At 44.8% G+C, this 15,179-nt stretch carries 15 protein-coding genes; 7 read left to right on the top strand and 8 right to left on the bottom strand.

All coding sequences use genetic code 11. The features are described 5' to 3' along the window. Window positions 1-178 precede the first annotated feature (178 nt). Window positions 179-1,936: a sensor domain-containing protein gene (locus MF542_RS10290; protein WP_247018835.1), complete on the top strand. Its 1,758-nt coding sequence runs from the start codon at window positions 179-181 to the stop codon at window positions 1,934-1,936. Window positions 1,937-2,029: 93 nt separating this feature from the next. Further along, window positions 2,030-2,758, top strand: a complete 729-nt coding sequence (locus MF542_RS10285; protein WP_247018833.1) for a DUF4389 domain-containing protein — start codon at window positions 2,030-2,032, stop codon at window positions 2,756-2,758. 125 nt (window positions 2,759-2,883) lie between these two features. Here the strand turns inward: MF542_RS10285 and MF542_RS10280 are convergent, their stop codons facing one another. After that, window positions 2,884-3,873 (bottom strand): glycerophosphodiester phosphodiesterase family protein, encoded by a 990-nt coding sequence (locus tag MF542_RS10280; protein WP_247018831.1) that lies wholly within the window; start codon window positions 3,871-3,873, stop codon window positions 2,884-2,886. A 127-nt stretch (window positions 3,874-4,000) separates the two neighbouring features. Between MF542_RS10280 and MF542_RS10275 the strand changes: the two genes are divergently transcribed. The 4 genes from MF542_RS10275 (at window position 4,001) to MF542_RS10260 (ending at window position 7,862) form a co-directional block, all read left to right on the top strand. Further along, window positions 4,001-4,426, top strand: coding sequence for a hypothetical protein (locus MF542_RS10275; protein WP_247018829.1), 426 nt, complete (start codon window positions 4,001-4,003; stop codon window positions 4,424-4,426). Next, window positions 4,416-5,348 (top strand): sterol desaturase family protein, encoded by a 933-nt coding sequence (locus MF542_RS10270; RefSeq protein ID WP_247018820.1) that lies wholly within the window; start codon window positions 4,416-4,418, stop codon window positions 5,346-5,348. Before MF542_RS10275 ends, MF542_RS10270 begins: the two co-directional genes overlap by 11 nt. 188 nt (window positions 5,349-5,536) lie before the next feature. Beyond that, a complete protein-coding gene (locus MF542_RS10265) occupies window positions 5,537-6,718 on the top strand; it encodes a thiolase family protein (protein WP_247018818.1) in 1,182 nt (393 codons plus the stop codon). A 10-nt stretch (window positions 6,719-6,728) separates the two neighbouring features. Continuing rightward, on the top strand, window positions 6,729-7,862 hold the full coding sequence (locus MF542_RS10260; protein ID WP_247018816.1) for an acyl-CoA dehydrogenase family protein: 1,134 nt from the start codon (window positions 6,729-6,731) through the stop codon (window positions 7,860-7,862). Between the two features lie 69 nt (window positions 7,863-7,931). Here the strand turns inward: MF542_RS10260 and MF542_RS10255 are convergent, their stop codons facing one another. The 5 genes from MF542_RS10255 to mobA all read right to left on the bottom strand — a co-directional run bounded on the left by MF542_RS10255 (window position 7,932) and on the right by mobA (window position 11,133). Continuing rightward, window positions 7,932-8,318 (bottom strand): VOC family protein, encoded by a 387-nt coding sequence (locus MF542_RS10255; protein ID WP_247018814.1) that lies wholly within the window; start codon window positions 8,316-8,318, stop codon window positions 7,932-7,934. Beyond that, the gene (locus MF542_RS10250; protein ID WP_247018812.1) at window positions 8,315-8,623 is read right to left on the bottom strand and encodes an ArsR/SmtB family transcription factor; all 309 of its coding nucleotides are present in this window, start codon (window positions 8,621-8,623) and stop codon (window positions 8,315-8,317) included. The genes MF542_RS10255 and MF542_RS10250 overlap by 4 nt, the downstream gene beginning before the upstream one ends. A 128-nt stretch (window positions 8,624-8,751) precedes the next feature. Continuing rightward, the gene (locus MF542_RS10245; protein ID WP_247018810.1) at window positions 8,752-9,597 is read right to left on the bottom strand and encodes a hypothetical protein; all 846 of its coding nucleotides are present in this window, start codon (window positions 9,595-9,597) and stop codon (window positions 8,752-8,754) included. A gap of 90 nt (window positions 9,598-9,687) precedes the next feature. Continuing rightward, entirely contained in the window at window positions 9,688-10,491 is an 804-nt protein-coding gene (locus tag MF542_RS10240) for a patatin-like phospholipase family protein (protein ID WP_247018808.1), read from the bottom strand. 51 nt (window positions 10,492-10,542) lie between these two features. Continuing rightward, the gene (mobA, locus tag MF542_RS10235) at window positions 10,543-11,133 is read right to left on the bottom strand and encodes a molybdenum cofactor guanylyltransferase (RefSeq protein WP_247018806.1); all 591 of its coding nucleotides are present in this window, start codon (window positions 11,131-11,133) and stop codon (window positions 10,543-10,545) included. Window positions 11,134-11,165: 32 nt separating this feature from the next. On the opposite strand from mobA, the gene MF542_RS10230 reads away from it, so the two are divergent. Beyond that, on the top strand, window positions 11,166-13,358 hold the full coding sequence (locus tag MF542_RS10230) for an FdhF/YdeP family oxidoreductase (RefSeq protein ID WP_247018804.1): 2,193 nt from the start codon (window positions 11,166-11,168) through the stop codon (window positions 13,356-13,358). Between the two features lie 33 nt (window positions 13,359-13,391). On the opposite strand, the gene MF542_RS10225 is transcribed toward MF542_RS10230, so the two are convergent. Together MF542_RS10225 and ssb are read right to left on the bottom strand one after the other, a co-directional pair. Further along, window positions 13,392-14,321, bottom strand: coding sequence for a DUF2608 domain-containing protein (locus tag MF542_RS10225; protein ID WP_247018801.1), 930 nt, complete (start codon window positions 14,319-14,321; stop codon window positions 13,392-13,394). A gap of 128 nt (window positions 14,322-14,449) precedes the next feature. Continuing rightward, window positions 14,450-14,986, bottom strand: coding sequence for a single-stranded DNA-binding protein (gene ssb / locus MF542_RS10220; RefSeq protein WP_255832552.1), 537 nt, complete (start codon window positions 14,984-14,986; stop codon window positions 14,450-14,452). Window positions 14,987-15,179 lie beyond the last annotated feature (193 nt).

Raw genomic sequence — 15,179 nt, 5'->3', positions numbered from 1 at the left:
CTTTGCTTCCCCAATTTTTTTGCCTAATTCAAATTTTTCACAGTAAAAAAAGATAAAATTTTCGGGAATGAATAGTTGCCTTTACTAATTATTTACCCCCTAATGGCGAAACTCAATTGTTCTGGTGCCATAGGCTCCGGGTTGAGCACGAGTACACTTAATAATTCTGGAGCCCCAAGTGGCAGATACACTAACGAGTAATGTTTCTTCTATCGCCCAAAACGGCGAAACCAATGCCACGGCCAAAATTGTTAATACCACTGCTGTTGCCGAATCATTGCCTGTTGGCATCTTAGTATGCGGCTTAACGCCAGGTAATGTCACAGAAGTTTTGTTTATCAATCAGTTTGCACGAGACATTTTTGAGTTACCACAACAGCTTAATCTCCCCTGCCCAATTGATGTTCTCTGGAACCCTTCAGATAGTCAGGTTCTTACAAGCCAAATTCAGGAAGTTTTCCGCTTTGGTGGCGAATCAAACTTTGAATGGAGTATTCGTGCCGGAGCTATAGAACGTTTCTTATCCAGCCAGCTTATTCCACTTAGAAATAGCGATGGTGAGATTTATCAAGTCGTTTGCACGGTTGAAGATCAAACAGCTGAAAAACTGGCAGAAAGAAACCTTCTCCATCATGCCTTTCATGATGCTCTAACAGGACAACCAAACCGCGTTCTATTTAGAAACAAGCTTGAAGAAGCAGTTGCAGAGTGTCAGCGCACAGGAGGGGAATCCGCTTGTGCTGTTCTTATCATCAATATTGACCGCTTCCAGCAAATTAATGAAAGCTTCGGTCACAGTGCGGGTGATCGTTTCCTAATTTCAATGGCGTCTACATTGAGACGCTGTATTCGCGGTGCCGACACACTGGCTCGCCTATCTGGTGACGAGTTTTCTATTCTCGTTTCCCACTTCAACGATATTGAAGAAGTGGAGATGATTTGCAGCCGCATCCATGAGGCAATGCAGCAGCCTTATGATTTAGATGGGAACGAGGTCTTTACATCTGTTTCAGTAGGTGTAGCCACAACGCTATCGAGCTCAAGCCATCCGGAAGACCTTATCCGTGATGCTGATTTTGCAATGCACCGCGCTAAATCAGCAGGTAAAGCGCGTACTGAAATTTATCGCCGAGATTCGCATCAACGCGCACGCAATCAGTTCCATTTGGAAACAGAACTTCGTCGTGCCGTAGAGCGTAATGAACTAGATCTCTTTTATCAGCCAATTATAGACTTACAGACTAACGAGCTACACGGCTTTGAAGGCCTGACACGCTGGATACATAAAGAAAAAGGTTTTGTATCCCCTGCAGAGTTTATTCCGTTAGCTGAAGAAACTGGCGTGATCGTAAAACTAGGACGCTGGGCTGTTGAAGCCGCATGCCAGCAGCTTCGTAGTTGGATTGATGATCCTAATGCAACAGCAGTCCCTGTAAATGTGAACGTATCTGGTATTCAATTCGCCCGTGATGATGTTGCTGCAATGGTAGAAAGTGCCATCAAAGAATATGAAATTCCGGGTGAATATCTTCGGGTCGAGCTAACAGAGAGCTCTATCATGGCGAACCCCACGCATATCTCTGAATCGCTTCAGCGCATTAGAAAGCTTGGTGTAAAAGTAGCGCTTGATGATTTTGGCACAGGCTATAGCTCTCTAAATTACTTACACCAGTTCCCTATTGATATTATTAAAATTGATCGCAGCTTTATCAACCAGCTGGAGCAGGATAACGAAATATACAAGATCCTGAAGATGATCTCTCTACTAGCCGAGAGCCTTGGTCATGAAGTTGTCGCAGAAGGTATTGAAGACACTCAACATATTGGTATGCTTCAAGATATGGGCTTTAGCTTCGCACAAGGCTTTTATTATTCAAAACCGGTAGAAAGTAGCGCGGCAACAAATATGGTAACTGGTGAGCTACCTTGGAGCTAAGTCTGTTTTCCCCTTTCAGCTTTACCTCTTGAATGCCTGCAACATATCACCAGATATATTTAATGGAATTTAGCTCTTAAGAAGGTAAAAAACATGAGCGAGGACACCCAAAACACAGAAGCAGCAAAAAAAACTCCTGCTAAAAAAACAACTTCGAAAAAGACGCCAACACGTAAAACAACAACGCGTAAGAGTGTGGCAAAGCCTGCTGCTAAGAAAACAACTGCCAAGAAAACCACCACAAAAAAAGCTACTGCCGCTAAAACAACTGCTACTTCCAAAAAAACAACAGCCAAAACATCAGCGACCACAGCAAAAAAGACGACCACCCGAAAGTCATCTACGGCAAAAGCTGCTGCTAGCAGTGCCGAGACTAATGAAAACACTGTTTCTGAAGCTATTGAAGCTAGTCAAAAAAGCACCGAACAAGAAAGCACTCATGCGGAAACAACAACTGGTGCTTCCACTAAACCTGAAAAGGCAAGCCCTCAACCCGACACTGAAGAAACCACCACTCGTTCACAGACACACGACGAGTTTGTGGAGCATATGAAAAACCAGGATTGGGGTACACATCTCAAACGCGCAGCTTTAATGATCTTGTTTGGTGTAATCACTTATTTCGCGATTATTGGCGTTTTCATTTTATCAGCCGCGCATCTCATCATTCGTATTGCGTTGGGTGTTGAAAATGAACCTGAATGGATTATTGATGCTAATGGAAGACTTCGGGTTTATATCTTGCAGATGTTGAACTTTATGACTTTTAAAACGGAAAACACACCATTCCCGTTTGATAAAGATTTCCCAGAAGCAGATTAATGAAAACAGAAAAAGCGCCCCATCGGGCGCTTTCTTGTTACATGCCTACTGAATTGAATAATATTTCAATACCCAACCGGATGACTACAACAGCAACGATCGCTGTGAGAAAAGCTTTGATAAAATCAATCATTGGCAGTCAAAGGCTCCAGTAATCTAAGGCTATTCCGAACGCTAATTGCAGTATCAGGAAAGTCGGTAAAAATTCCATCTACCCCCATAGAGTACAGTGCTTTAAGTTCTTGCTCAACCGTTTTAAACATAGGGTGTAATTGATCATTCCTAACTGTCCATACATGCACATCGGCTCCCATTGAGTGTGCTTTGTCAATAATCCCGGTCGGTGAACCATCTTTATGAACAAGTAGTGCTTTATTAAGCCCAAAGCCAGCCACTCGCCCTGCGAACGGTTCTAGCTGCACATCAAGTTCATACCAATCTTTTGTCTGATTCAATTTGCCACCGATAAGCATTACAAGCGGCACATCGGATATTTTACCAACTTTCATCAAGAAGTTGCCGTCAAAGCACTGAAAAAACATAGGAATATCTTTAGAAGAAATATCTGCAAACAAATGTGCCAATGTTTGATCAAGCCGTTTATGGATCTGCATGAAAGCATCAGGCCGTTTCATTTCAATATGCAGGCCAACAGTTTTTCCTGCAGCCTTATATGCCTCAACAAGGGTAATGATCTCTTCAATCGTTGGAATAGTACCCTGCCCGTCAAACTGAGTACCTCGATTTGGGCGCGGTTGCTTGGTGCGAAGTGTTTTTAATTCATCCAGTGTAAAGTCAAATACATACCAATCTTCCTTACCTTGAATAGTACGTTTACGGTCTGCGAATTCCGTTCGGTCTGCGATATCTGTAGTACCGGATAAATAAGCATCATGACGCGCAACCAAGTGCCCATCCCGAGTCATCACCAGATCAGGCTCTATATAATCTGCCCCCTGCTCTATCGCCAATTTGTATGCCTCAAGAGTGTGTTCAGGCATATAGCCGCTGGCACCGCGGTGCGCGATAACAATTGTGTCCTTTTCCGCTACGGCAACCTCTGACGATATTAAACCGCCCAAAACCAACATCACCCCAACAAACAGTTTCTTCATCGTACACTCCCTAAATCCCTTGTGAGCAAAGCGCTTTACTATTGGACTTTTATAAATTGTATCTTAGTTTCAATATTGTGAAGGGAAAACCATTAAGGCTTGAAAAGTGGGAAAAGGGACCAATTAGATGGACTGGATATTGTTTTCCGGCTCTCTGGTAACAATCGCTATTTTAGCGTTTGTTATTCATCGAGTATTTCCTGAAAAAACACTCGGTAAGCAAGCAATGCTTGATGACTATCAACGTTATAATCCGGATGCAAAACTTGATGATGCAATTGTTTCCGTGGATGAGCGTTCACTGATCGTTAAAGCTATTACTGCGTCCGGCAATCAACTCGGTTTGGTACGACAGATTGGTGATCAACTTGTGTGTCGTACGCTGGTTGAAGGTGATCAAGTTAACATCAGTGCGGGTGGTACACTGAAAGTTTCTTGCCCCGACTTTACAGCGCCAGAATTCACCTTTGCATTAGAAGCAGATGCTCTCGCTAATGCTGAAGAACTTCTAGTTCCTTATACCAACAATCAGGAGGCCGCTCATGCAATCTGAAGCATTGGCAAGCTTAGGCCTGTTTAAACCTACTGAAATGGCAGTTCCACTCTTTGTTGCGTTGATCATTATCGAACTTATCTACGGCAAAGTAAGCGGCAAGGCTCGCTTTGAAGGCAAAGATACCTTTGTATCCATGTTTATGGGGTTGGGTAGTACGGTAGCAGGTGCTTTAGCTGCTACCTTCACCGTTGTTCTTGCATACTGGGTGTGGGAAAACTTCGCTATTTTTGATTTTGGCTATGCGCCTTGGGTGTTCTTAGTCGCATTCGTACTGGATGATCTCGCCTATTACTGGATTCACCGAATGGGGCACCGCATGCGCTGGATGTGGGCCGCTCATGTTATCCACCATTCTAGCCAGCATTATAACCTCTCCACAGCTTTAAGACAGACTTGGACGGGTTCTATTACTCCTGGCATCTTCTTTAAATGGCCAATCTTCATCCTTGGCATTGAACCAGGTATTGTATTTTTCTGTGCTGGTCTGAACCTTATATACCAATTCTGGATTCATACGGAAGCAATCGACAAAATGCCTCGCTGGTTTGAGTATGCTTTGAATACTCCAAGCCATCACCGTGTGCATCATGCCAATAATCCTCAGTATCTCGATGCTAATTATGCTGGTGTTTTCATGTTCTGGGACCGTATGTTCGGCTCTTTCATTCCTGAACAAAAGGACGAGCCCTGTAATTATGGCCTTGTAACAGACTTGGGAACCTTTAACCCTCTTCGTGTTGCCTTCCATGAATGGGTGGGTATTGTCAAAGATATTGCATCTGCGAAAACATGGAAAGCGCGCCTAATGTTCCTAATTGGTCCTCCTGGCTGGACACCAGACGGCAGCCGAATGACCAGTGAAATGATCCGGGATGCATGGGAAAAGCGGCAATCTACGAAGCAACAAGCCGCTGAATAGAAAATAAAAATTAAGGCAGCATTGCTGCCTTTTTTTATATCTGCTATTCAATTTTCTGTATGGTGTTTATTTTGCACTTGCGAAATAAACTATATTTGGCACATTGGCTGCCAAACAGGCAAGCTTATCTATATGCCTGAAGGGAAAACGGGGGCTAACCTGCCACCAGTATTTAGGAGACGACGAACATGTCCCAGGATCCAATTGTAATTGTAGGTATGGCACGCACACCAATGGGTGGCCTACTTGGTGATCTATCAACAGTGACAGCCTCTGACCTCGGTTCTGTTGCCATCTCAGGCGCGCTTGAAAGCGCAGGCCTTGAAGGTGATGCTGTTAATGAAACGATTATGGGCTGCGTTCTTCCTGCAGGACAGGGGCAGGCTCCTGCACGTCAGGCAAGTATCAAATCTGGTATTCCGCAATCAACTGGCGCTGTAACCATCAACAAAATGTGTGGTTCTGGTATGCAGGCGATGATGCAGGCACACGACAGCATCCTGGCTGGCACAAATGATGTAGTGGTAGCAGGCGGTATGGAGAGCATGTCTCTTGCACCGCACATGATGCCTACAGGCCGTACAGGTATCAAATACGGCGCTGGTCAGATTATTGACCATATGGCGCTTGATGGCCTTACAGATGCATACGGCGGTGAGCCAATGGGCGTTTATGCTGAACTATGTGCCGAGCACTACCAGTTCACACGTGAAGCACAGGATGCTTATGCGATTGAATCCCTTAAACGTGCTCAAGCTGCCATTGAAAACGATAGCTTCGAAGGTGAAGTAGTACCAGTTGAAGTGAAATCTCGCCGCGGTTCTGTTGAAATTACAACTGACGAGCAGCCACCAAAAGCACGTCTTGATAAAATTCCAGGTCTACGCCCTGCTTTCAAAAAAGACGGTTCTGTAACAGCTGCTAACGCAAGTTCTATCTCTGACGGTGCAGCCGCTTTGGTTATGATGAAGGCATCTGAAGCTGAAAAGCGCGGCCTCACGCCACTTGCAACACTTAAGGCACACGCGAACCACGCACATGCACCAGAATGGTTCACTACTGCACCGGTAGACGCAATGAAGAAGGTTCTCGATAAAGCTGGCTGGACAACAGATGATGTTGATCTGTTTGAGGTAAACGAAGCATTCGCCGTTGTAGCAATGGCAGCGATGCAGGAACTTGGCCTAGACCACGCGAAGGTGAACGTAAATGGCGGCGCTTGTGCCCTTGGTCACCCAATTGGTGCATCTGGCGCCCGTATTTGTGTTACGCTGATTAATGCGCTAAAGAAACGCGGTCTGAAAAAAGGTGTTGCCAGCCTCTGTATCGGTGGCGGTGAAGCAACAGCTGTCGCGATTGAACTGAACTAAAGGCAAGTTAATGCTTCTAAATGAAGAACAAAGAATGGTGCGGGATATGGCCCGCGCCTTTTCTCGTGATAAGATTGCGCCAAATGCTGCGTCATGGGAAAAAGCCGGACTAATTCCAGAAGACTTCCTCCGCGAAATGGGCCAACTCGGCCTTATGGGCATGACTGTGCCTGCAGAATGGGAAGGCGCTGAAACAGATTATGTTTCTTACGCACTCGCACTCATGGAAGTAGCGGCTGGCGATGGTGGCCTATCAACGCTTATGAGCGTGAATAACGCACCTGTTTGCGCAGCAATCCTCCAGAACGGTGATAACCAGCAGAAAGAAACATTCCTTAAGCCGCTCGCACGTGGTGAAATGATCGGTGCTTTCTGCCTGACAGAACCACAAGCCGGTTCTGATGCTTCTATGCTGCGCACCAAAGCAGAACGCACCAATTCGGGCTGGAAACTAAATGGCACAAAACAGTTTATCACTTCAGGTAAAATTGGCGGTGTTGCAATTATTTTCGCTGTAACTGACCCAAGTGCTGGCAAAAAAGGCATCTCAGCTTTCCTAGTGCCTACCAATACGCCTGGGTATAAAGTGGCTAGCGTTGAACATAAACTTGGCCAAAAATCATCAGACACTTGCCAGATTGTGTTTGAGGATATGGAAATCCCATCAAGCTGCCTGCTTGGTGAAGAAGGTCAGGGTTACAAAATCGCACTAGCGAATCTTGAGACAGGCCGCATCGGCATTGCTGCTCAATCAGTTGGCATGGCTAAAGCAGCGTATGAATATGCACTACAATACGCCAAAGAGCGTGAAGCTTTTGGTGGCCCTATTTTCAACCAGCAAGCTGTCAGTTTCCGCCTTGCGGATATGGCAACACGCTTTCATGCAGCTGAGCTTATGGTTCTTGATGCAGCAGCCAAGAAATCAGCGGGTGAACCATGCCTCAAGGAAGCTTGTATGGCGAAACTATATGCCAGCGAGATGGCGGAAAAAGTATGCTCTGACGCTATCCAAACCCTTGGGGGTTATGGATACCTTTCAGAGTATCCGATTGAGAAAATTTACCGCGATGTTCGTGTGTGCCAAATTTACGAAGGCACTTCAGATATTCAGCGCATCGTTATTGGCCGTGAAATTGGCCGCTAAATAAAGAAAAGCCCGGTCAACTGATCGGGCTTTTTCATCTTATGACGACAAATCAAAAAGCCACACAACTTATTTCATTTCTATCAATTGAATAAGATTACCGCAGGTATCATCAAATACAGCCATACGCACAGGGCCTGCATCCATAGGCTCTTGTGTGAACCGGACATTCAGATTACCTAATCTCTTTCTCTCTGCATCCAGATCTTTTACCTGAAAAGAATGGGCTGGAATGCCATCCGCCACTAAAGCATCTTTATAAGGTTTTACCGCAGGGTGATCACTAGGCTCTAGCAGCAACTCTGTACCTTCAGGCTCTTCATCAGAAACAACGGTTAGCCAGCGGTTTTCGCCGAGAGGTATATTATTTTTCACTTTAAACCCAAGGATATCACAATAGAATTTTTCTGCTTTATCTTGGTCATCTACAAAAACGCCGGTAACGTAAATTTTCATTTTCCCTCTCCACTTCTTATATATTTTTTCAACCAATCAATTGCGTCTTGGTGCTTTTCTTCGTCATTTAAAGAGTGGGCTTTTGTTCGTCCCTTCCAAGAGGTTTTTATCAAACCTGCCTCTTGTAACACTCTTAGGTGCTGAGAAATAGTTTGACGCGATAAAGCTACACCATCATCAGTAATAGAGGCCGCACACACTTCAAATAGCGACTGTTCTGATTGCACGCTTAAACGCTCTATAATACGGCGGCGGGTCCCATCAGAAAGAGCCTTGAAAATCAGATCCAACTGTTCATTTTCCATGAGTTATTAAATGCTGTAATTTAACTGCACGTCAATAAAAACCAATAGACTTAGCCTAAATCATAGCCTCTGAAGTGTTGCTTTTCTTTAATATGGTGGGGCATTACTAAATTAAAAAAACCAGCCATTCAGGGACTGGGCTTCTTCTTTTCTTTTTTATTCCTGTAGCCAGGAGGCGGTCTATGCTCGAGCTCTTTTTTCTTTTTCTCAAGTTTTAAATTTATAATTGGTTTCTTAAATTTAATTTCTGATTTAGCCCCCTCTTCCCAGATTTGGTAAAAGCCGTTATCACGAATTTCTGAAAACTGAAGGGCGCTGGCTTTGAGATTAGTTGGAGATACCTCCAGCGAATGCCGAATATATTTAAAACTTACAACATAAGCGTCCTTTTTAGTTTCACCCTTCATGGTAAAATCAAAAAGATCACCTTTGCTTTCCAAGTAAGTGTCATCAAGTACCCAACCGATGGGCAAATGCATAACAGACGTTTCACTTATTGAAGAAAAGAGCGCGGTTTCTTCAGTGGATGAATTAGTAAGTTTTGATATTTCGTGTAATATTAGGTCCGGCTTCACCTTGAAGACATACAGGTCCCCTTCCTTTGACCAAAGATTACCTACCGTAGCATCAGCAATAAACTGCACTTCATTTGAGGAAGGGTACAGGAATACCTCAGGCACACCTTGCAAAGTAACCTCTGCAGCACGAGCATTTAGAATATTTTCGAAATAACCGCGAAAAACTGAAGTTTCAGAAGTTTGAGTTAGCTTTTCGTACAAGGCCTTTGGTTGTGAAGTCTTCTGCCAATAATCAATACCCACTTCACCAGAACTTTTGGAGATCAATGCACCAGAGCTATAGAATTTACTTACAGTAATAGTGTTTTCAACATAATCATCCGCGCTAAACACCTCCAAAGTACAGGCTAAACATAAGAGGCCCGAAACAATCGCACTACAGATTTTAATAGCCATCTAATACCTCCATCTGAATTGTTACAATATATCATATCAATTCAGATACAAGGATATAATCTAGAGGTGTTTTTCAGAATATTCTGTTTTCTATTTTAAAGCATGATGAATTTGAGGAAGTACATCATATGTAGCCTTTTTACCCAGAGCTATTAATTCATCTGCTTTGGTAAAATCAGCTACCTCAACATGCCCAATTTCAGGGCTAATTACCAACTCAGGTTTATCAATACTCATCCGAAGCTTTCCCAAGGTCTTAAGAAGAAGCGCTGCTCCTGCCCTCGCTGTTTTGAAGGCAGCTCGTTTATTAGGCCCACCGGGCTCTAATCCATAGGAACGTACTCTATGTTCATAATCATTCTGTAGATCGACACCGATTACAAAGTCCGCACCCAATTCCCTAGCGGCTCTTACTGGAACGGGATCAACAAGGCCACCATCGACCAACATCATATGCCCTGTCTCAACGGGCGGCAAAACGCCGGGAATAGCGGATGACGCCCTTACAGCTGTCACTACATCACCTTTATCAAGATCAATCTGTTCGCCAGTAAAGATGTCTACCGCAACGGCAGCAAATGGCTTTTGCAGCTGTTCAATGGTTTTCACGCCGAAATATTCACGCATTTTGCGTTCAATCTTGCCTGCGCCGATCAGGCCGCCCTGATTGAACCCAAATTCACTCATCATGAACATATCTTTATAGCCAACATCTCTGGCTAATTCTTCAAGTTCATCAAGCATATCAGCGGCAGCACACGCCCCAACAATAGCGCCAATACTGGTGCCTGATATTACATCAACATCAATACCTTCAGCTTCCAAAACCCGCAGCACACCAATGTGTGCCCAACCAAGTCCTGCGCCGCCACCCAGAGCAATTCCTAATCTCACTCGCTGTCTCCTTATTATTCTTTAAGAAAACACGTGGGTATTAAGCTTCTGTTATTCAAGAAAAGTTTTCAGTTGAGCTAAATCCGCTTGAGTATTGATATTGAAATAGTCTGTGCTTTTTGAGGCCGGAAAAAAAACGGCCCTATTTCCCAGAAATTGATGGGCTCTCTTCACAGATCTCTTGCCTTCCACTAGAAGCATTTGAAGAACATCAATCTCTTCTGTCGACCACAAAGCACATAAGCCATGAGGACCATCATCCGCCACCGTGTAACTGCACCCAGTTTCTATCAAACGGTCGTGCAGCCCACTTGGCAGAACAGGAACATCAACAGGTGTACTCAAAAGCCAGCCATACCCCTGCTCTCTCGCCCACCTCATCCCTGTGATAACAGCTGATAGCGGCCCCAAATTATCTTCTTCATAGATACAAGTATGGTCTGTACTTGAAGCCCCGACTGGCAAATTAAGTGCAATGTCTGCTACATAAGGCTGCAAGTTAGCAACAGACCAATCTAATAGGCACTTGCCCAAGAGCTCAGCTTTATATTTATCAGAACCAAACCGTTTTGAAGTACCACCGGCGATAACAAGACCAGCAATATCAGTTTTTGCTATCATCTGTTCTTGCTGTATAACCACGGAAACAATCTCTTTCTGTTCGGAGGCCTCTTATGCCCACATCACAAACTGATAATCCAACCGTTGTGGGTGGCGGTGTTAAGAAGGTTATATACACACTTAATACCGTTAGGAAAATGGGTGTTAAAAAAGCTGCCAAGGCCCTGAATTCAAACAATACCTGTAAAGCCTGTGCGCTAGGAATGGGTGGCCAACAGGGCGGGATGACCAACGAACTCGGCGAGTTTCCCTCTGTTTGTAATAAAAGCGTTCAGGCACAATCCAGCGATACACAAGCCGCCATTCCTCTTGAGATATTCGAACACACCCTTGATGAGCTTCGTGAACTGGACGGCAAGGAGATGGAACATCTGGGCCGCCTTAATACCCCTCTGCATAAGAAAGCCGGTGATGATAAGCTTTCCCCTATCAGTTGGGACGAAGCTATGGCCATTGCTGTAAAGCGTTTCAAAGCAACAGACCCAGATCGTAGTTTCTTTTACTCTTCAGGCCGTTCCTCCAACGAAGCTGGTTTTATCTTCCAGTTGTTTGCCCGCATGTTCGGAACCAACAATGTTAACAACTGCTCCTATTACTGCCATCAGGCAACCAGTGTGGCGCTTGGTACTACAATTGGCACAGGTACAGCCACCATTGAACTCGATGACTTAGACCATTGTGATTTGGTTTTTGTGGTAGGTGCGAACCCATCGTCCAACCACCCTCGGTTCATTCATAAACTGAAAGCCTGCCGTGAACGCGGTGGAGAAGTGATTATCATCAATCCGGCCAAGGAACCTGGACTGATAAAGTTTGCAGTTCCTAAAAGCCCTAAATCCTTGCTGCTTGGTGGTTCTGACATCGCATCAGATTACCTGCAGCCAAATATCGGTTCAGATGTCGCAGTATTTATGGGGCTCGCAAAGGCTGTTCTCGAACAAAAAACAGAAGACCAATATTTTATTGATAGTCATACCGAAGGCTTTGAAGAACTAATCAAAAAGCTACAACAACAAAGTTGGGCTGATATCTGTAAACTCACCGGCCTTCACAAAACAGATTTTGATCGTATTGCCGCACTATACGGCAAATCCGAAAAAGCAGTGTTTGCTTGGGGCATGGGGTTAACCCACCACCTGAACGGTGTGGAGAATATCGAAAGCCTGGTAAACCTCGCCCTTCTCCGTGGTATGGTTGGGAAACATCATGCAGGCCTCCTACCCCTTCGTGGCCATTCCAATGTGCAAGGCATAGGTACTATCGGCGTTAAACCGGTGCTAACTGAAGAAGTTTTCAAACGTATGGAAACCGCCTTTGATATCGCCCTTCCTCGTAAAGAAGGCATGGATACCATGGCTTGTATGGAAGCCGCGCATAAAGACCTAGTAGATACGGCACTTATTATGGGTGGCAATCTTTATGCCGCTAACCCCAGTTCAGATTGGGCAGCAGAAGCGCTCGATAAAATTGGCTTCAAACTGTTCCTCACTACAACGCTTAACAAAGGCCATGTGAACGGCATTGATAATTCAGAATGCATTATCTTGCCTGTAACTGCACGTGATGAAGAATGGTCCCCTACCACACAGGAAAGCATGTTCAATTTTGTGCGTTTAAGTGACGGCGGTATTATGCGGCATGACTGTGTTAGGCCAGAAAGCGTTATTCTGTGCGACTTGGCAGACAGCATTCTTCCAGATGCGCCTTTCGCGTTTAATGAATTTAAAAACCACAGTAAAACCCGCGAAGCAATCGCCGAAATCGTGCCCGGAATGGAAGCGCTCGCTGATATTGATGTGGCAAAGAAAGAATTCCATATTAATGGTAGGCTATTCCACACGCCAGAATTTAAAACATCTTCAGGCAAAGCCTCTTTTATCGCTTGCGACTTACCCGAAATAACTACAAATCAAGCCTTTCCTTTTACACTCACTACCCTGCGGAGCGAAGGCCAGTTCAACTCTATCATTTATGAAAACAAAGATACCTACCGCGGCACTGATGACCGCTGGTGTGTAATGATGAACAAAGATGATATGAAAAGGCTCGATGTTGAACAGCATAGCCAGATTACAGTGGCATCAGAATTCGGTACCATGGAAAACGTGAAAGTGTTCACTTTCGATGTACCAAAAGGCAATATCCTCGCTTACTATCCAGAAGCTAACGTGCTGACAGGTACTGCCGTTGACGCGCGCAGTAAAACGCCTTCTTTCAAGAACACTGCTGTAAACATTACCAAATAAAAAACCGGGCACTAAGCCCGGTTCCCTTTAATTTTATTTTGGCATCGCTGGCATCAGGAGCTGATCTCCAAGAGTGTTTTTTATCGCATCCCACCGCTCATTGGCTTTTGATTGAAGTTCCTCACTACGAGGGCCTTCGGTAAGTACCTTTTTATGTTTGTCAAACGCTGTATAGTGGAATGCGCGCACGTTATAGGCATCGCTACCCTTGAATGCTTTGTAAACATTCTCAACATTCTTTGGCGTATCATCAATGAACACGATATTCTTAATCGGCATATTGATATCTGCTTGCAGCGCATATTGCTCAAGCAGACATTGAAGCATCACGCCTTTATTCTGCCCCGCCAGATACATCACCCCCTGTTGGAAGGTTACTGGACGAGAACCATTGATACCGCATGGCTTAACTGGGCTTGGCAGGCTTTTTGTGCCGTCGAAGGCCAGACCATTCGCAAGCACAAACTCTTTAAAGTTTTTGTATTTAGAACCATCCATTTTGAGGTTTCTAAACTGACGAGATGTGGCATCTACATTATCTGTGCCGCGAGCTGTTTCAACGAGCAAACGTACACCGCTCTTTGTGAGCGCCTGAAGCTTCTCAGGTAAGCGCTGTTCCGTATACTGCATATTGGAAACATTGAAGATGAGCGCAGAAATTTGCAACAATTCACCAAAATCTTTAGCCACCCTATTAGGGTCATCCTTTTCAATCAGGTGATCTTGCCAATCAAACCAAGCCGCACCGCCTAGATACTGGCAGTTTTTCTCATCCACACACGGCATAGTGCTGATGGTATCGTCATTATCAAGTACAAGAAGAGTTTCGTGTGGCTTGAAGCCTTTGAAAACATCCTCAAGCTTCTCATAGCTGCTCAGCTTACCCTTGGTAGCGTCAGCCATAACAGCGGGCGCAGAAGCAACAGCAATCGCCAATGAAACGGTTGTAAGTAACTTACGCATCTAATTAAGCCCCCATTCGGTAAAATACATAATGTTCGAGGTTGATCATAATTCATCCCTCGAAAAACAGAACAAAAAAAATGAGCAGCCATGGCCGCTCATTTTTATAATTTAAAATACTAATCGACTTAGAACGGGATCTCATCATCAAGATCAGCTGCACCACCCATGCCGCCACCTTGTGATTGACCACCGCCAAACCCGCCGCCCTGTGCAGGCGCGCCGCCACCGAAGCTATCGCCGTAACTGTCCTGGCTATCACCAAAGCCGCCAGCTGCACCGCCAGCGCCCATACCCATGCCGCCAGCATCACCACGGCCACCAAGCATTGTAAGCTCGCCGCGATACTGTTGAAGCACGATTTCTGTTGTATATTTCTCTACACCAGACTGGTCTGTCCACTTACGTGTTTGAAGCTGGCCTTCTAGATATACAGAAGATCCCTTACGAAGATAGTTTTGAGCCACTTTCGCGAGGTTTTCGTTGAAGATAACCACACGGTGCCATTCTGTGCGGTCACGGCGTTCACCTGTCTGACGGTCTTTCCAGCTTTCAGTCGTTGCAACAGAAAGGTTCACCACTGGTGAACCATTACCCATTGTACGCACTTCTGGATCACGTCCGAGGTTACCTACCAAAATTACTTTGTTAACGCTACCGGCCACATTAGCCCCCTTACTTGAATTCTTATAGGCAATAGAATCTGCCCTTTGCGCGACATTAAACGAACTTATGCCCTGCTGCAATTCTCTGCATGAGTAGAAACTGAAAAAACTTGTGGATTACTTTGTTCTATTTTTGTTCTTTTGTCAAATATCACCTATAATGTAACGGCTTATCCCATTTGCTTATCTGCCT

Origin of the sequence: Kordiimonas laminariae, from assembly GCF_023008165.1 — a bacterium.
GTDB classification, from domain to species: domain Bacteria; phylum Pseudomonadota; class Alphaproteobacteria; order Sphingomonadales; family Kordiimonadaceae; genus Kordiimonas; species Kordiimonas laminariae.
Note: the sequence above shows the minus strand (reverse complement) of the source record. Positions and strands in the feature narration are given on the sequence as shown.